Source organism: Phycicoccus sp. HDW14 (assembly GCF_011383005.1).
Lineage (GTDB): Bacteria > Actinomycetota > Actinomycetes > Actinomycetales > Dermatophilaceae > Phycicoccus.
The window spans coordinates 2,451,242-2,467,945 of record NZ_CP049935.1 but is presented as its reverse complement, the minus strand read 5'-3'; the positions used below and the strand labels follow the sequence as shown (position 1 = coordinate 2,467,945).

General features: G+C 73.8%; 14 protein-coding genes and 2 pseudogenes. 10 read left to right on the top strand and 6 right to left on the bottom strand.

The window, feature by feature from the left end; translation table 11 throughout:
• The first annotated feature begins 378 nt into the window (after positions 1-378).
• Together G7075_RS12035 and G7075_RS12030 are read left to right on the top strand one after the other, a co-directional pair.
• A complete protein-coding gene (locus G7075_RS12035; RefSeq protein WP_166122074.1) occupies positions 379-1,209 on the top strand; it encodes a Bax inhibitor-1/YccA family protein in 831 nt (276 codons plus the stop codon).
• On the top strand, positions 1,206-1,547 hold the full coding sequence (locus G7075_RS12030) for a hypothetical protein (RefSeq protein ID WP_166122072.1): 342 nt from the start codon (positions 1,206-1,208) through the stop codon (positions 1,545-1,547). Before G7075_RS12035 ends, G7075_RS12030 begins: the two co-directional genes overlap by 4 nt.
• A gap of 87 nt (positions 1,548-1,634) precedes the next feature.
• Here G7075_RS12030 and G7075_RS12025 read toward each other — a convergent pair whose 3' ends face one another.
• Positions 1,635-2,858, bottom strand: coding sequence for an acetyl-CoA C-acetyltransferase (locus G7075_RS12025; protein ID WP_166122071.1), 1,224 nt, complete (start codon positions 2,856-2,858; stop codon positions 1,635-1,637).
• Between the two features lie 205 nt (positions 2,859-3,063).
• Here G7075_RS12025 and G7075_RS12020 point away from each other — a divergent pair, with 205 nt between their 5' ends.
• Positions 3,064-3,456, top strand: a complete 393-nt coding sequence (locus G7075_RS12020; RefSeq protein WP_166124362.1) for a RidA family protein — start codon at positions 3,064-3,066, stop codon at positions 3,454-3,456.
• Between the two features lie 395 nt (positions 3,457-3,851).
• Here G7075_RS12020 and G7075_RS22830 read toward each other — a convergent pair.
• Positions 3,852-4,316: pseudogene (locus tag G7075_RS22830) on the bottom strand (SGNH/GDSL hydrolase family protein); the annotation flags it as partial.
• A gap of 429 nt (positions 4,317-4,745) precedes the next feature.
• Between G7075_RS22830 and G7075_RS12010 the strand changes: the two are divergent.
• From G7075_RS12010 to G7075_RS11995, 4 genes are read left to right on the top strand one after another with little or no spacing between them, the layout of a single operon-like run.
• Positions 4,746-5,039, top strand: coding sequence for a thioesterase family protein (locus G7075_RS12010; protein ID WP_240917575.1), 294 nt, complete (start codon positions 4,746-4,748; stop codon positions 5,037-5,039).
• A 52-nt stretch (positions 5,040-5,091) separates the two neighbouring features.
• A complete protein-coding gene (locus G7075_RS12005; protein ID WP_166122069.1) occupies positions 5,092-6,468 on the top strand; it encodes a cystathionine beta-synthase in 1,377 nt (458 codons plus the stop codon).
• 45 nt (positions 6,469-6,513) lie between these two features.
• Positions 6,514-6,993: a DUF1992 domain-containing protein gene (locus tag G7075_RS12000; RefSeq protein WP_166122067.1), complete on the top strand. Its 480-nt coding sequence runs from the start codon at positions 6,514-6,516 to the stop codon at positions 6,991-6,993.
• 58 nt (positions 6,994-7,051) lie between these two features.
• A complete protein-coding gene (locus tag G7075_RS11995) occupies positions 7,052-9,079 on the top strand; it encodes an NADPH-dependent 2,4-dienoyl-CoA reductase (RefSeq protein WP_166122065.1) in 2,028 nt (675 codons plus the stop codon).
• A gap of 11 nt (positions 9,080-9,090) precedes the next feature.
• Here the strand turns inward: G7075_RS11995 and G7075_RS11990 are convergent, their stop codons facing one another.
• The 4 genes from G7075_RS11990 to G7075_RS11975 form a co-directional block, all read right to left on the bottom strand.
• A complete protein-coding gene (locus G7075_RS11990) occupies positions 9,091-10,305 on the bottom strand; it encodes an amidohydrolase (protein ID WP_166122063.1) in 1,215 nt (404 codons plus the stop codon).
• A 143-nt stretch (positions 10,306-10,448) separates the two neighbouring features.
• Positions 10,449-12,059 carry a carbohydrate-binding domain-containing protein gene (locus G7075_RS11985; protein WP_166122061.1) on the bottom strand — a complete coding sequence of 537 codons (1,611 nt, stop codon included), beginning with the start codon at positions 12,057-12,059 and terminating at the stop codon, positions 10,449-10,451.
• A gap of 10 nt (positions 12,060-12,069) precedes the next feature.
• On the bottom strand, positions 12,070-12,834 hold the full coding sequence (locus G7075_RS11980; protein WP_240917574.1) for a VTC domain-containing protein: 765 nt from the start codon (positions 12,832-12,834) through the stop codon (positions 12,070-12,072).
• Positions 12,831-13,445, bottom strand: a complete 615-nt coding sequence (locus G7075_RS11975) for a DUF4956 domain-containing protein (RefSeq protein WP_166122059.1) — start codon at positions 13,443-13,445, stop codon at positions 12,831-12,833. The genes G7075_RS11980 and G7075_RS11975 overlap by 4 nt, the downstream gene beginning before the upstream one ends.
• Positions 13,446-13,688: 243 nt before the next feature.
• On the opposite strand from G7075_RS11975, the gene G7075_RS11970 reads away from it, so the two are divergent.
• The 3 genes and pseudogenes from G7075_RS11970 to G7075_RS22825 form a co-directional block, all read left to right on the top strand.
• A complete protein-coding gene (locus G7075_RS11970; protein WP_205860729.1) occupies positions 13,689-14,645 on the top strand; it encodes a phosphodiester glycosidase family protein in 957 nt (318 codons plus the stop codon).
• A 10-nt stretch (positions 14,646-14,655) separates the two neighbouring features.
• A complete protein-coding gene (locus G7075_RS11965; protein ID WP_166122057.1) occupies positions 14,656-15,714 on the top strand; it encodes a glycosyltransferase in 1,059 nt (352 codons plus the stop codon).
• Between the two features lie 92 nt (positions 15,715-15,806).
• A pseudogene (locus G7075_RS22825) lies at positions 15,807-16,466 on the top strand (DDE-type integrase/transposase/recombinase); the annotation flags it as partial.
• Positions 16,467-16,704 lie beyond the last annotated feature (238 nt).

Sequence of the window (16,704 nt, the reverse complement as noted above, 5' to 3'; positions counted from 1 at the left end):
GCCGAACGCAGTGAGGCCGACGGTTCCCGTCGGGGGCGCGCCAGCGCACCCGAGGGGAGTCGGGAGGAGGCCGAACGCAGTGAGGCCGACGGTTCCCGTCGGGGGCGCGCCAGCGCACCCGAGGGGAGTCGGGAGGCATCCGAACGGAGTGAGAGCGGTGGCGCCCCGTCGGGGGCGCGCCAGTGGCGGCGAACGGGGGGTGATCACCCCTGTTCCCGCGCCAGCAGCGAGGCCACGGGACTCGCCGACCAGGTGTCGCGCGTCGCGGGCCGGCGGCCGTCCACAGGGGCTCTCAGCGGGAACTCAGGAAGATCGCCGAACGTCTACGCTGGTGTAGACGACGGTGACCCCCACCGCCACGACCAGCACGGAGGATCGATGGCCAACAACCCGGCCTTCAACCGACTCGAGAAGGACGCCCGCGGTGGCTACGCGGGCTTCCGCGGTGGCAACGCGCCCGCCCCGGTGCCGCCCGCCGAGATGAGCGCCGAGCAGCTGCAGGAGATGTACTCCGCGCCGTCGGCCCTGCGCCCGGGCACCGACCGGGTCCTGACCATGGACGACGTCGTCATGAAGACGCTCGGCCTCTTCGCGCTCGTCGTCGGCTTCGGCGCCGTCGGGTGGGGCATCGCGGCCTACGACCAGGTGCTCGGTCTCGGGGTCTGGATCGGCGGGATGATCGCCACGCTCATCCTCGGCCTGGTCATCGCCTTCAAGAAGACGCTCAGCGTGCCGCTCATCGTCGGGTACGCCGTCGTCGAGGGCCTCTTCGTCGGGGCCGTCAGCCAGTTCTTCGAGCAGATGTACCGGGGCATCGTGGCGCAGGCCGTCCTCGCGACGCTCGCGACCTTCGTCGGGATGTTCCTCGCCTACAAGGTCGGGCTCATCAAGGTCACCCCGAAGTTCCGGCGCATCGTCACGATGATGATCTTCGGCTACGCCATCTTCGCCGTCGTCAACTTCGTCTTCGCGATGGTCACGAACACCGCGTTCGGGTTCGGCGGCTCGGGCTGGCTCGGCATCGGCATCTCGCTGTTCGCGGTCGGCCTCGCGTCGGTCTCCCTGGCCCTCGACTTCGACATGGTCGACCGGGCCATCGCCACCGGTGCGCCGCAGAAGTACTCGTGGCTGCTGGCCCACGGCATCATCGTCACGCTCGTGTGGCTCTACATCGAGTTCCTGCGCTTGATCGCGCGCATGCGCGAGTGACCGACGCACGACCGGCCGGCGCCGGGGCGGGGGAACCCGCCCCGGCGCCGCCGTCTGTCGACCCGGTGCCCGAGGCGGCCCGGGGCGAGCTCGAGCGCATCCGCCGGCGCTGGTCCGAGCTGCCGCTGGCCCGCGCCGAGGCAGCCGCCCCCGCCGTCCGGGAGGTCGTCGAGGCCCTCGCCGCCCGCACGGCCCCCGACACCCCGGTGCCCGACCTCGGCCCGGCAGCCCTGGTCGACCAGCTGGCCGTCGTCGTCTGGGACGCCTGCGCCACCGGCGCCGTCGACGGCCCGGCGCTCACCGAGCAGCTGACCGCCCTCCGCCGCGCCCTCCCCTGACCCACTGATTGCCCAGAACCCACCTGAGAGGGGGTCTGGAGCCGCCTCCGAGGTGGGTTCTGGGCAATCAGTCGTGGTGCGGGGGCGTCAGGCGAGGCGCTCGACGACGATGGCCATGCCCTGGCCGCCGCCGACGCACATCGTCTCGAGGCCGAAGGTGCCGTCGCGCTCCTCGAGGCCGCCCAGCAGCGTCGTCATGATGCGCGTGCCGGTCGACCCGAACGGGTGCCCCAGCGCGATGGCCCCGCCGTTGACGTTGAGCTTCTCGAGGTCCATCCCGAGGTCGTCGGCGCTGGGCAGCACCTGCGCCGCGAAGGCCTCGTTGATCTCGTAGAGGTCGATGTCGCCGATGCCCAGGCCGGCGCGCGACAGGGCCTGCCGCGAGGCCTCGACCGGGCCGAGGCCCATGATCTCCGGCGACAACCCGGACACCCCGGTCGAGACGATGCGGGCCAGCGGCGTCAGCCCGAGCTCGCGGGCCCGGGTGTCGCTCATGACGACGACGCCGGACGCGCCGTCGTTGAGCGGGCAGCAGTTGCCGGCCGTGACCGTGCCGCCCTCGCGGAACACCGGCTGCAGGCCCTGCACCGCCTCGAGCGTGACCCCCGCCCGGGGCCCGTCGTCGCGCGAGACCACGGTGCCGTCGCCGAGGGTGACCGGGAGGATCTCGCGCTCGAAGAAGCCGTTCGCGATGGCCTTCTCGGCGCGGTTCTGGCTCGTGACGCCCCACTCGTCCTGGCGCTGGCGCGAGATGCCGCGCAGCGTCGCGACGTTCTCGGCGGTCTGCCCCATCGCGAGGTAGACGTCGGGCAGCGACCCGGACTCACGCGGGTCCGACCACGTCTCGTTCGCCGCGGCCATCGCGGCCGAGCGCGCCGCCGCGTCGGCGAAGAGGGGGTTGAGCGCCTCGGGGTCGGACTCGCCGGCGCCGCGGAAGGCGGCGTTGGTCGAGACCGACTCGACGCCGCCGACGACGAAGGTGTCGCCCTCGCCGGCCTTGATCGCGTGGAAGGCCATCCGCATCGTCTGGGTCGAGCTGGCGCAGAACCGGTTCACCGTCGCGGCCGGCAGCCCGTCGAGCCCGGCGAGAACGGCGATGACGCGGGCCATGTTGTTGCCGGCCTTGCCGCTGGGGTCGGCGCAGCCCCAGTACAGGTCGTCGACGGTCGTGGGGTCGACGCCGGGCAGCTGCTCGAGCAGCCCGCGCACGACCTGCACCGACAGGTCGTCCGGACGCATCTCGCGCAGCGAGCCCTTGAAGGCCCGGCCGATCGGGGTGCGGGCGGTGGCGACGATGACGGCCTCGGTCACGGGGTCCTCCTGGCGGTGGTCGGTGGACGGCGCCCCGCGCCGCCCGGCCGCGGTAAGCGAGCGCTCACCGCGGGATCTGCCAGCCTAGGCGCTCGCCCGGGTGCTGGGAACCTCCTGCCCCCTGTGGGCTGTGTCTCGCCCGCACGGCCCGGGTCGCGGTCCGCGAGGGGTCGTGCCGCGCGCCCGACAGGGACAGGATGACCTCATGGACACCACGCGCAGCCGGGCATCGTCAGGGTCGCCGTACGAGGGGTCGGTCGGGTTCGCCCGCGCGGTCCGCGTCGGCCAGCACGTCGCCGTCTCCGGCACGGCACCGATCGGACCGGGCGGGCAGGTCCCCAAGGACCCCGGCGAGCAGGCCCGGCGCTGCTGGGAGATCGCGCTCGGGGCGCTCGCCGAGCTCGGCGGCACGCCCGAGGACGTCATCCGCACCCGGCACTTCGTCACCGACCTCGACGTCGTCGACGCGGTCTCCGCGGTGCACGGCGAGATCTTCGGCGACATCCGGCCCGCGAGCACGATGGTGCTCGTCGCCGGCCTGCTCGACGCCCGCTGGCTCGTCGAGGTCGAGGTCGACGCGGTCGTCCCCGAGGCCTGAGCCCTCCGGCCCGCCCGGACCCGCCGGGCCTCAGCCCGTCGGGGTGCGGTGCTCGTCGCCGGAGGCCCCGCGCCGTCGGCCGGCGCGTCGTCGACGGGGTTGGCGGCCGGGCCGACGGGCCCGGGCCGCCGGCGCAGCAGCACGGCCCAGCGCCCGCGGGGACCGCGGTCCTGGCCGGCGATCTCGGTGGGCGCGACCTCGGTGCCGGCCTCGCGGACGGCCTGGCCCGCGGCGACGGCCACCGGCCCGACGCCCTCGCCGCGCCGCGGTTCGGGGGCGCGGTCGTGGGTGTCGGCGCCCCACACGCGCAGGGCGGCGCAGACGCTGGGGAGCAGGGCGGCGGCGGCCCGGGCGTACCCCGCCGCCGAGGGGTGGAACTGGTCGCGGCTGAACATCTCGCGGGGCGACTCGGCGAACTCGGGCCCGAGCAGGTCGCCGAGCGAGACGGTGCGCCCGCCGGACTCGACGACGGCGACGGTCTGGGCCGCGGCGAGGTCGCGCGACCAGCGCTTCATGAGCGAGCGCAGCGGCTGCTGGATGGGCTCGATGGTGCCGAGGTCGGGGCAGGTGCCGACGACGACCTCGCTGCCGAGGGCCCGGATGCGCCGCACGGTCTGCTCGAGGTGTCGCACGGCGGCCGTGCGCTCGATGCGATGGGTGACGTCGTTGGCGCCGACCATCACGAGGACGACGTCGGGGCGCATGACGTCCTCGAGGGCGTTGGCCAGCTGGCGCTCGAGGTCGCTGGACTCGGCGCCGACGACGGCCCGGTTCGTGAGGCGCACCGGCCGCCCGGTGAGTGCGGCCACGCCGTTCGCGACGATCGCCCCGACCGTCTCGTGCGGGTGGTCGGCACCCATCCCGGCGGCGGAGGAGTCTCCGATGACGACGACCTCCCACGGCTCGCCCCGCCCGGCGCCGTACGTGCCGTTGTCGTCGGGGGAGTTGTCGAAGGGGGTACCGATGACCCGGCGGGCCAAGGCGGCCTCGGCCTTGATGACCCCGTAGCCCAGCGCCCCGAGGGCGGCTCCGGCCGCGGCGACACCGCCGCCGCCGTATGCGGCGGTGGCGGCGATCCTGCGGGCCCGGCGTGCGCGTCCCATCGGTGGTGGCTCCTCCTCCTCGGGTCGGACGTCCACGGTAACGCCGTGCACCGACGCCCGGCTCCGGATTCGCACGGCACCCACCTACGCTGGCCGGATGGACCTGCGCCCGGGACGTTCGGCCGAGGTCGCGCGCACCGTGACCGCCGACGACACCGCCGCCGCCCTCGGGTCGGGCGACCTCCCGTGCTCGGCACGCCCCGGCTGCTCGCCTGGGCCGAGGCGGCCACCGTCGCGGCGCTCGAGGGTGCGCTCGACGAGGGCGCGACGAGCGTCGGCACCCGGGTCGTCCTCGAGCACCTCGCGGCGAGCGCCGTCGCCGACGTCGTCACGGTGCGCGCCGAGCTGGCCCGCGTCGACGGTCGCCGACTGGCGTTCGACGTCGTGGCCACCACCCCGGACGGCTCCGTGGTGGGCCGTGGCACGGTCGGGCGGGTCGTCGTCGACGCCGGGCGCTTCACCGCCCGCCTCGCCCGCTGACGGGCCCGCGCCCGGGGCGGACGGTCCCGCCGGACGTGACAGGATGGCGCGCGTGAAGTACGCCGAGCACATCGCCGACCTCGTGGGGCACACCCCCCTCGTCAAGCTGAACTCCGTCACCGAGGGCATCGGGGCCACCGTCCTGGCCAAGGTCGAGTACCTCAACCCGGGCGGGTCGGTGAAGGACCGCATCGCGCTGAAGATGGTCGAGGCGGCCGAGGCCTCCGGCGAGCTGCAGCCCGGCGGCGTCATCGTCGAGCCGACCTCCGGCAACACCGGCGTCGGGCTGGCCCTCGTGGCCCAGCGCAAGGGCTACACGTGCATCTTCGTCTGCCCGGACAAGGTCTCCGAGGACAAGCGCAACGTGCTGCGGGCCTACGGCGCCGAGGTCGTCGTCTGCCCGACGGCCGTCGCGCCCGACCACCCGGACTCCTACTACTCGACGTCCGACCGGCTGGTCCGCGACACCCCCAAGGCGTGGAAGCCCGACCAGTACTCCAACCCCAACGGCCCTCTCTCGCACTACGAGACGACCGGACCGGAGATCTGGGACGACACCGACGGCCGCATCACGCACTTCGTCACCGGCGCCGGCACCGGGGGCACCATCTCGGGTGCGGGCCGCTACCTGCGCGAGGTGAGCGCCGACCGCGAGGGCGGGCGCGTGCAGGTCGTCGCCGCCGACCCCGAGGGGTCGGTCTACAGCGGCGGCACCGGCCGCCCGTACCTCGTCGAGGGCGTCGGTGAGGACTTCTGGCCCAGCGCCTACGACCCCGACCAGGTCGACCGGGTCGAGGCCGTCTCGGACGCCGACTCCTTCGAGATGACCCGTCGGCTGGCCCGTGAGGAGGGCCTGCTCGTCGGCGGCTCCTGTGGCATGGCCGTCGTCGCGGCGCTGCGCGTGGCCCGCGAGCTGCCCGACGACGCGGTCGTCGTCGTCCTCTTGCCCGACTCCGGGCGCGGCTACCTCTCGAAGATCTTCAACGACGACTGGATGGCCTCGTACGGGTTCATGAAGGCCCAGGGCGAGCGCTCGGTCGGCGACGTCCTGCACGCCAAGGCCGGCGACCTCCCGGCGCTCGTGCACACGCACCCGAACGAGACGCTGCGCGACGCCATCGAGATCCTCCGCGAGTACGGGGTCTCGCAGATGCCCGTCGTCAAGGCCGAGCCGCCCGTCGTGTCCGGCGAGGTCGCCGGCTCGGTGTCCGAGCGCGAGCTGCTCGAGGCGCTCTTCACCGGCGCGGCCCACCTCGCCGACCCGGTCGAGAAGCACATGGGTCCGGGGCTGCCGCTCGTCGGCGCCGGCGAGCCGGTCTCCACGGCCCGCCACGAGCTCGAGGGCTCGGACGCCGTGCTCGTCGTCGAGGACGGCAAGCCGGTCGGGGTCCTCACCCGGGCCGACCTGCTCTCCTTCCTCGCCGACTGAGCTCCGATCGGCCTGTGCACGACACCTTCGGGTGAGACTGAGGGCATGGTGGAGCGTCCCCGCTACGAGTCGCCCGTCGAGCGGGCGATCCGCGAGGCCCAGGAGCGCGGCGAGTTCGACGACCTGCCCGGGGCCGGCAAGCCGCTGCGCGTCGAGAACACCGACGACCCGATGTGGTGGGTCCGCCAGCTCGTCGAGCGCGAGCAGCTGGACTTCACCGGGGCGCTCCCGCCGGCCGTCGCGCTGCGCAAGGAGGCGGCGACCTTCCCCGAGAGCCTCGCCGACCTGCGCACCGAGGAGTCGGTGCGCGCCGTCCTCGAGGACTTCAACCGCCGGGTGCGCCGTGACCGGCTGCGCCCGCCCGAGTCCCACCTGCCGCCGCTGCTCGCCCCGACCGTCGACGTCGACGAGCTCGTCGAGGGGTGGCGCGCCCTGCGAGCAGCCTCACAGGCGGCCGATGTTGACCCGCCGGTAACTTCGGGAGAGGCTCGCCCGAGGCGCCGCTGGTGGCGCCGCCGCCGCTGACGGCGCGACCCGCTCGCCGGGAGCGCGCCGGGCACCGGCGCCCGACGAGGAAGGCCCGATGAGCGACCACCCGCACCTGCTCGCCCCGCTCGACCTCGGCCACCTGACGCTGCCCAACCGGGTCGTCATGGGGTCGATGCACACCGGGCTCGAGGACCGCGCGAAGGACTTCCCGAAGCTCGCCGCCTACCTCGCCGAACGGGCCCGGGGCGGGGCGGCGCTCATCGTCACCGGTGGGTTCGCGCCGAACGTCGAGGGGACGCTGTACCCGGGCGCCTCGAAGCTGACCTCGCGGCGCGAGCTGGCCCGTCACCGCCTCGTCACCGAGGCCGTGCACGCCGAGGGCGGCCGCATCGCCCTCCAGCTGCTGCACGCCGGCCGGTACGCGTTCACGCCCTGGTGCGTGGCGCCGTCGGCGGTCAAGAGCCCGATCAGCAAGTTCCGGCCACGGGCGTTGTCCGACAAGGGAGTCCGTCGTCAGGTGCGAGCCTTTGCCCGGGCGGCCCGGCTCGCGCAGGAGGCCGGCTACGACGGCGTCGAGGTCATGGGCTCCGAGGGCTACCTCCTCAACCAGTTCCTCGCGCCCCGCACGAACCGGCGCACGGACCGCTGGGGCGGGACGCCCGAGAACCGCCGGCGCTTCGCCGTCGAGGTCGTGCGGGCCGTCCGCGAGGCCACCGGCCCGGACTTCCTCCTCGTCTACCGCATCTCGGTGCTCGACCTCGTCGAGGACGGCCAGACCTGGGACGAGGTGACGGCCCTGGCGCGCGAGGTCGAGGCCGCCGGCGCGAGCATCCTCAACCTCGGCATCGGGTGGCACGAGGCGCGCGTGCCGACCATCGTCACGTCGGTGCCCCGCGCCGCGTTCACCGGCTACGCCGCCCGGCTCAAGGAGCACGTGGCGTTGCCGGTCGTCGCCACGAACCGGATCAACACCCCCGACGTCGCCGAGTCGGTGCTGGCCGGTGGCGCCGACCTCGTGTCGATGGCCCGCCCGTTCCTCGCCGACCCGGAGTTCGTCCGCAAGGCCGCCGAGGGGCGCTCGGACGAGATCAACACGTGCATCGCCTGCAACCAGGCCTGCCTCGACCACACCTTCGTCAAGAAGGCCGCGACCTGCATGGTCAACCCCCGCGCCGGCCGCGAGATCGAGCTGGTCATCGGCCGGGCCCCGGTGCGCCGCAAGGTCGTCGTCGTCGGGGGAGGGCCGGCGGGGATGGCCGCTGCCGTCACCGCCGCCGAGCGCGGGCACGAGGTGGAGCTCGTCGAGGCGCGCGACCACCTCGGCGGCCAGTTCGACATCGCGATGCGCATCCCCGGCAAGGAGGAGTTCTCCGAGACCATCCGCTACTTCACGCGGCGGCTCGAGGTGCTCGGGGTCACCGTGCGGCTGGGGGAGCGGGCCGACGTCGACGGGCTCGTCGCGGCCGGCGTCGACGAGGTCGTCGTCGCGACCGGCGTGGCGCCGCGGCTGCCCAACATCCCCGGCGTCGAGCACCCGATGGTCATGACCTACGACCAGCTCGTGCGGGGCGAGCGCACGGCCGGTCGCCGCGTGGCGGTCATCGGCGCGGGAGGTGTCGGGGTCGACGTCTGCGAGTTCCTCACGACCGACCGGTCACCGACCCTCGACGCGGACGCCTGGCGCCACGAGTGGGGCGTCGGCGACCCGGCCGAGACCCGGGGCGGTCTCGTGCCGCCGGTGCCGGAGGCCAGCCCGCGCGAGGTCGTGCTGCTCCAGCGCAAGGCCACCTCGATCGGCAGGGGGCTCGGCAAGACGACCGGGTGGGTGCACCGGGCCTCGCTGCGCGCCAAGGGGGTCGAGCAGGTCACCGGCGTCCACGCGTACGAGCGCATCGACGACGAGGGGCTGCACGTGACGCTCGGCGAGGACGGTGCCGAGCGGCGCGTCATCGCCTGCGACACGGTCGTCGTCTGCGCCGGGCAGGAGTCGGTGCGGGGGCTCGCCGAGCCGCTGGCCGAGCACGGCATCCGGGTGCACGTGGTCGGGGGCGCCGACGTCGCCGCCGAGCTCGACGCCAAGCGCGCCATCCGTCAGGGCACCGAGGTCGCCGCCCGCCTCTGACGCCGGGGGCCTCAGGCGGTGGGCGCCAGCCAGGCCCGGGCGGCCGCGACGAGGGCCTGCACCCCCACCGCCAGCGTCGGGTCCTCCACCGGGGCGAAGTGCGGAGAGTGGTTCGAGGGCAGGCCGGCGACCACCCGCACGACGTCCTCGGTCGAGGCGGCCCCGGCGAACGCCGCCGGGTCGGCCCCGCCGAGCAGCCAGAAGACCAGCGGTGCCCCCAACCCTTCGGCGATGACGCCCACGTCCTCGCTGCCGGTGACCGGGCCTGGCTCGACGACCCGGGCGGCCCCCACGACGGCGCCGAGGGCGCGGCGCACCACGTCGGTGGCGGCCGGGTCGTTGAGCACCGCCGGCGCGGACTCGATGCGCTCGACCCCGGGCTCCCGGGGTGCGCCCGAGGCCTGCGCCTCGGCCCGGACGATCCGCTCGACGGCGCCGAGCACCCGCTGCCGCACGGCCTCGTCGGAGCTGCGGATGTTGACGAGCAGCTCGGCGCGGTCCGCGATGATGTTCGGCGCGGTGCCGGCGTTGAGCGCGCCGACGGTGAGGACGGCCGTCTCGGTGCCCGCGACCTCGCGCGCCACGACGCCCTGGAGGCGCAGCGCGGTCGCGGCGGCCATGACGACCGGGTCCACGGTCGTCTCCGGTCGCGAGCCGTGCCCGCCGCGGCCCCACAGGGTCACCCGCAGCGAGTCGGTGGCCGCGAACGCGGGCCCGGTGCGCAGGCCCAGGCTGCCGGCCGGGAGCGGGGCCACGTGCTGCCCGAGGACGACGTCGGGGCGGGGCACGAGCTCGGCGAGCCGGTCGGCGACCATCGCGCGGGCGCCGCTCGCGGTCTCCTCGGCGGGCTGGAACAGGCAGACGAGGGTCCCCGACCAGCCGGGGTCGGCGGCCAGCGTGGCGGCGGCACCGACCAGGCAGGTGACGTGGACGTCGTGCCCGCAGGCGTGCATGACACCGTCGACGGTGCTGGCGTGGGGGAGCCCCGTGGCCTCCTGCACGGGGAGGGCGTCCATGTCGGCCCGGAGCAGCACGCAGGGCCCCTCGCCGCGCCGCAGCACCCCGACGACCCCGGTGCCACCGACCCCCTCGGTGACGTCGAACCCGTTCTCCCGCAGCCAGGTCGCTGCGACACCGGCCGTCCTGACCTCCTGACCGGACAGCTCGGGGTGTGAGTGCAGATCGCGGTAGGCGGTCGCCAGGCGTCCGAGCAGGTGCGCGTCCATGCCCTCGAACGTACTCGCCGCTCCGGCTGCGGGGCAGACCCGTTCGGGCCCCCGGGGGAGGACCCGTCGAAGGTACGGGACACGCCGCCTGCAGGGTGGTGCAGACGGCGTGTTCCGTACTCTCGACGGGGTCGGGCAGCGGGTCAGTGGCCGGGGCCGCCCTGGCCGCCGGTGTGCACGTCGGCCGTCACCGTCCCGAGCTTCGACCCGCCGTCGGTGGAGCCGCCGAGCGTGAGCCCGCCGACCGCCGTCCCGGACGGCGTGCCGTCGACCCAGATCTCGTAGGTCTCGCCCGAGGTGATGGCCGAGGACGAGAACACCACCGACGAGAAGGTCTTGCTCGCGGTGAAGGACGCGATGACCTTGCCGTCCTGCACCACCTGCACGACGGTGCCCTCGGCGTACCCGGAGTCGAAGGTCGCCGACACCCAGCCCTGCTCGGAGTCGGTCGACGGCGCCTCGGCCATCCCGGAGGAGCCTGCCGCGAGCAGCGTGCCGCCGGTGATCGTCAGACCGCCGTTGGTGTCGAGCGCGCCGTTGCCGCTCGCGGTCGGGCCGCTGACGACGATGGTGCCGCCGGTGATGGACATCGACCCGTTGGAGTCCAGGCCGTCGCCCTCGGCGTCGACGACGAGCGTGCCGCCGCTGATCGTCACGGAGACACCGTCCTGCGACGAGTTCCCGCCACCACCCATGCCCCCACCGGAGCTGGAGCCGTCGGTCGCGTTCACCGCGTCGTCCGAGCTCGTGATGTCGATGCTGCCGCCGGAGACGGTGACGACCTTGCCCTCGAGGCCCTCGCTCGACTTCGTGACCGTCGTCGTGCCGCCGCCCACCGTGGCGCTGACGTCGCCGTGGATGCCGTCGCCCTCGGCCGTGATCGTCGTCGTGCCGCCCCCGATCGCCGCGTCGGTCGCGGCCTGGATGCCGTCGTCGCCCGCGGTCAGCTTCACGGTGCCGCCGAGCACCACGACGTACCCGCGGTCGCCCTCCTCGGCGTTGTCGGACTTCAGGGCGTCGCCGCCGGCGGTCGCCGTGAGGATGCCGCCCTCGACGCGCACGTAGTCCTTCCCGCGGACGGCGTCGTCGACGGCGGTGACCGTGACCGTGCCGGAGAGGATGACCAGCCCGTCCTGCGAGCCGATGCCGTCGTTGCTGTTGCCGGTGACGGTGAGCGACCCGGTGCCGGCGATGGTCAGGTCGGCGGCGGAGTAGAGGGCCGCGTTGGGCTCGCCCTCGCCGTCCCCGTAGCCGGACCCGTCCTCGAGGGTGTTCGTCGACCCGTCGGCGAGGACGACAACGACCTCGTCGGCGGCCGTCACCGAGACGGCCGGGCCGGTCGAGGAGGTGACGTGCGCGTCGTCGAGGACGAGCTGGACCTTCCCCTCGACGGATGAGTCGACGACGACCTGACCGGCGAGCGTCCCGGTCAGCACGTAGGTGCCGGGCGCGGTGATCGTCACCGTGGAGTCCTTGACGCTCACCCCGTCACCGGAGGCGGTCGCACTCGACCCGGAGAGGGTCACGGTGACGGCGCTCGAGGCGTCGTACGTGCCGTCGTCGGCCTCGGCGTGCGACTCCTGGTTCGCGGCGAGCACCGCCTCGACGGAGGCGCCGGGGGTCGCGGTCGCGGTGGTCGTCGTGCTGCTGTCGTCGACGGAGGCGCCGGTGACGGCTCCGGCGACACCGCAGCCGGCGAGGGTGGCGGCGAGCAGGGCGGCCGTGACGGCGGCCCGGGCCTTGGTGAGCTTCATCGTGGTCTCCTCAGGGACGGACGTGGTCGCGCAGGGTGCGCGCCCAACGGTTGGCGGGCAGGGCGGGGTCGAGCGCGGCCAGGCCGGTGGCGTACTTGCTCATCCGCCGGGGACGGTGGCCGAGCGACCAGAGGACGCGGTCGAGGGAGGACGCCCGCCCGGGGCTCTTGGTCTCGACGACGACGAGGTCGGGTCGTTCGAGCCGGAGCCCGTCGGGGCGCTCCCACCTCAGGGCCCGGTCGACCGTGACGCGGGTGCCGTCGTCGGCGAGGTGCAGCGTCGTGCGGTCGTAGCGGATGTCGAGGGTCGGCGCGAGGTCGGGGACGACGTCGGCGTCGATGGACGACGCGACGAGCGCCTCGGTGACGAACTGCCGTCCGGCGGAGTCCATCCGGTCGTGCCACAGGTGGTCGCCCTCGAGCCGGGTCTTGACCGTGTGGTCCTGGGCACGGGTCTTGACCTCGAGGTAGGACTCCCCGCCGAGGTCGTACCGGCGGCTGCGGACCTTGAACCGGCGGCGACGGCGGTGGGCCGCCAGGTGGTAGGTCAGCAGGTCCTCCGTGTCGAGGTAGCGGGTCGTGTAGCCGAGGGTGCGGTGCCCGTCGATCTCGAGGACCCGGGTGCCCGCCGGCGCGAGGTCGGTGAGCATCGTCGCCTCGACCGTGGAGAGCACGTACTTCCGGTCGACGCGGGTCAGCAGGCCGCTCGTCGCGACGAGCTCGTCGAGGTCGATGGCCGGCAGGTCGTCGAACCGGGCGAGGGCCGCGGTGCTCACGGCACGACCACCGTGGTGCGCCGGACCGGCACGGGGGCGTCCGAGCCCTCGGTCGGGACGGGGGAGGCGAGCGGTGCCCGGAAGCGGACGTCGACGGTCGTCGCGTCGTTGACGTGGTCGACCTTGAGGACGTTCACGCCGATGACGGGGGCGCCGAGGCGCTGCTCGAGGGCGGTGACCACGTCGCGCTCGTCGTCGTACGCGTGGTCGAGGACGACCAGCCGGCGGCGGTGGCGCGGGAGCATCCGGGGGTGGTCGCCGAGCCACAGGGCGCCGACGATCAGGGCCATCAGGGCGACGGGCAGCCACACCGGACCGACCGCGAGGCCGCTGAGCAGGCCGAGGGCCAGGGCCGCGAAGTAGTAGGCGACCTCGTGCTGGGCCAGCTCCTCGGAGCGCAGCCGGATGATCGACAGGACGCCGAACAGCCCGAGCCCGAGGCCCGCACCGACGGCGCTGTCGAGCAGGGCGGACGCGACCGCCATCACCCCGATGTTCACGCCGAGGTAGGCGACGACGAGGTCGCGCCGGCCGTGCCGGGGGACGTAGAGGGCGAAGACGAGGAGGCAGATGGCCACGACGTTCGCGGCGTAGACGATCAGGGTGCTCACGGGAGGCTCCTGGGTCGGAGGGGAAGGTGTCGGGAACCATCGAGCCCGTCGCGACTGTGGGGCCACTGTGCGAGGTCGGTGGCGCGGCTTTGGGTATGCAGTTGTGGCTCAACGAGATCGACGACGGCTGCTCGTCCGAGGTCATCGGCCGTCCACCGGGAGGGGACAGCCGCGGCACAGGCGCCGGCTCGACGGTGGTCCCATGAACGAGCCCACGAGCACCCTGGCCCCGACCGCACCCCGCTGCCGCCGGCAGGGGACACCCCGCGCCGCCGCGTCGGCCGCCGCGCCCTCCTCGGCGGTGGTGCGGGCCTGTTCGCGCTCGCCGCGACGGGCACCGGCTGGGCGCTGGAGCGGTACGTCGTCGACCACGTCGAGGTCTCCTCGGCCAGCGCCTACGAGGCGAGCCAGGGCGTCGCCTCGGCCGCCACCGCCTCGACGGGTGGCACCGTGTCCGGCACCACGTACACGAGCGACCTCGCGACGATCGACATCTCGAAGACGGTCGTCGGCAGCGGGAGCGACCAGCTGGTCTACTTCACCGCGGACCTGCAGCTGAAGGACGCCACCGTGCTCCGCTCGGCGTTCGCGAACGACGAGTTCGGGCAGAACATCATCGAGGTCCCGAGCGCCATCGCCTCCTCCGTGAACGCGGTGTGGGCCGTCAACGGCGACTACTACGGGTTCCGCGACAACGGGATCGTCGTGCGCAACGGGGTCGCCTACCGCGACGAGGGGGCGCGCCAGGGACTCGCCTGGTACCGCGACGGGTCGATGCGCCTCTACGACGAGACGGCGACGAACGCCAAGACCCTCGTCGCCGACGGTGTGTGGCAGACGCTCTCGTTCGGTCCCGGGCTCGTCGACGGCGGCGCGGTGGTCGACGGCATCGACTCGGTCGAGGTCGACACGAACTTCGGCAACCACTCGGTGCAGGGCAACCAGCCGCGCACCGGCATCGGGCTGGTCGACACGAACCGCGTCCTCGTCATCGTCGCCGACGGCCGGTCCACCGGCTACAGCCGCGGCATCGGGATGAGCGAGTTCGCCCAGGTCTTCGTCGACCGCGGGGCCCGGGTCGCCTACAACCTCGACGGCGGCGGCTCGAGCGCGATGGTCTTCGACGGGGACCTCGTGAACAACCCGCTCGGCAGGGGCCAGGAGCGCGGCACCTCCGACATCCTCTACGTCGGGGCCTGAGGGGCGCGTCGTGATCGTCCTCGTCCCCGCCTTCGAGCCCGACGGCCGGCTGGTCGCCCTCGTCCGCGACCTGCGCGCCGCCCGCCCCGACCTGCACGTGCTCGTCGTCGACGACGGCAGCGGGCCGGCGTGCGCCGAGGTCTTCGCCGACGCCACCGCGACCGGGGCGGTCGTCGTGCACCACGACGTCAACCGGGGCAAGGGGCGAGCGCTCAAGACGGGGTTCCGCGAGGCCGCGACGCGCTGGCCCGGCGAGGACGTCGTGTGCGCCGACAGCGACGGCCAGCACACCCCCGACGACGTGCTGGCGGTCGCGGCCCGGGTCGCCGGGTCGCGCCGGGCGATGGTCCTCGGGGTCCGGCAGTTCTCCGGGCCGGTGCCGAGCCGCAGCCGGTTCGGCAACGCCGTGACCCGTCGGCTGTTCGTGCTCACGACGGGGATCGACCTCTCCGACACCCAGACCGGGCTGCGGGCGTACCCCGCCGAGATGCTCGGCTGGCTGTGCGAGGTCGAGGGCGAGCGCTTCGAGTACGAGCTGGAGCTCCTGCTGCGGGCCCACGGCGCCGGGCACGCCGTCGTCGAGGTGCCGATCCGCACCGTCTACCTCGACGGCAACTCCTCGTCGCACTTCCGGCCGGTCCGCGACTCGTTGCGGGTGTACGCGCCGATGGCCCGCTTCGCGGCCTCCTCGCTCGTCGCGGCCGCCGTCGACTACACGCTGCTCGTGCTGCTGCACGTCCTCACCGGGAGCCTCCTGCTGTCCGTCGTCGGGGCCCGGGTCGCGAGCGCGACGGTCAACTACCGCACCAACCGGCACTTCGTCTTCGGTCGCGGGTCCTCGACGAGCGCGCTGCGCTACGCGGGCCTGGTCGCCGTCGTCCTCGCGGCCAACGCCGCGCTGATGCACGTGCTCGTCGTCGGGCTCGGCCTGGCGCTGCTCGTCGGCAAGGTGCTGACCGAGGCCCTGCTGCTGGCGGTCTCGTACACGGTCCAGCGCCGCTTCGTCTTCGGCCGGGGCGCCGCGACGACGGTGTCGACCGCGCACCCCGTTCTCCACGAACGTGTGTGAACACGCCGGGAAAAACCGGTATTGAGTGACAGGACCTTTCGGACAGGTATGTGACAGGACCTTTCGGACACCGAGTTGGCCGAGCATTGCTCATGGCCGGGAAGTCGGTGGCGATGGATGCACGCTTGGCGGTGGCGTTCTTGAACGCCGTGGAGGCGGGAGGCACGGTGAGCGCGAAGTGCGCCGAGCTGGGCCTGAGCCGGGACTCGTACTACCGGTATCGGCGCCGTTTCAGGGAACGCGGCCTGGAGGGGTTGCTCGATGACTCCAGCCGGCCTCATTTCTCTCCGACAGCGACACCCCAACCGATGGTGGACCTGATCGTCGCCGAGCGTGACGCGCTCAGGAGGGCCGGCTGGGACGATGGGGCACGCAGCATCGGCTCGCGGCTCAGGCGCCGTGAGGTCCCCGCCGTCCCCGACGCTCGGACCATCCACCGGGTCCTGGTCCGCGCCGGGCTGGTCGATCCCCAACCGGCGAAGCGGCCCCGGGCGTCCTTCCGCCGCTTTGAGCATCCACGCCCGAACGCGTGCTGGCAGCTGGACGGCAAGCAGTGGCTCCTGGCCGACGGTAGGACGGTGTGCCTGCTGCGGATCATCGACGACCACTCCCGGTTCATCCTGGGCACCCGGGTCGCCAGGTCAGAGAACAGCGCCGACGCCTGGACCTTGTTCAGCAGGTGCGCCACCCGCCACGGCCCACCGGCGATGCTGCTCACCGACAACTCGCTGGCGTTCAATGCCCGCCGGATCACCGGGGCGATGGGCACGTTCGAGGCCCAGGTCCACGCCGTGGGCACTCACACCGTCAGCTCCACTGCGGGCCACCCGCAAACCCTGGGCAAGAAGGAACGCGACTGGCAACCACTGAGCCGGTGGCTGACCGCGCGGGACCCGGCCACCACCATCGAGGCGCTGCAACGGCTCGTCGACGCCTACGACCTGCTCTTCAACACCGACCGCCCTCACCAAGGCCTGGACCCCGACCAAA

Bases quoted from the DNA above. Each gene is read 5' to 3' on its own strand.
- G7075_RS12035 (WP_166122074.1), top strand. From the start codon at position 379: ATGGCCAACAACCCGGCCTTCAACCGACTCGAGAAGGACGCCCGCGGT.
- G7075_RS12020 (WP_166124362.1), top strand. From the start codon at position 3,064: ATGGACACCACGCGCAGCCGGGCATCGTCAGGGTCGCCGTACGAGGGG.
- G7075_RS12000 (WP_166122067.1), top strand. From the start codon at position 6,514: ATGGTGGAGCGTCCCCGCTACGAGTCGCCCGTCGAGCGGGCGATCCGC.
- G7075_RS11995 (WP_166122065.1), top strand. From the start codon at position 7,052: ATGAGCGACCACCCGCACCTGCTCGCCCCGCTCGACCTCGGCCACCTG.
- G7075_RS11990 (WP_166122063.1), bottom strand. From the start codon at position 10,305: ATGGACGCGCACCTGCTCGGACGCCTGGCGACCGCCTACCGCGATCTG.
- G7075_RS11985 (WP_166122061.1), bottom strand. From the start codon at position 12,059: ATGAAGCTCACCAAGGCCCGGGCCGCCGTCACGGCCGCCCTGCTCGCC.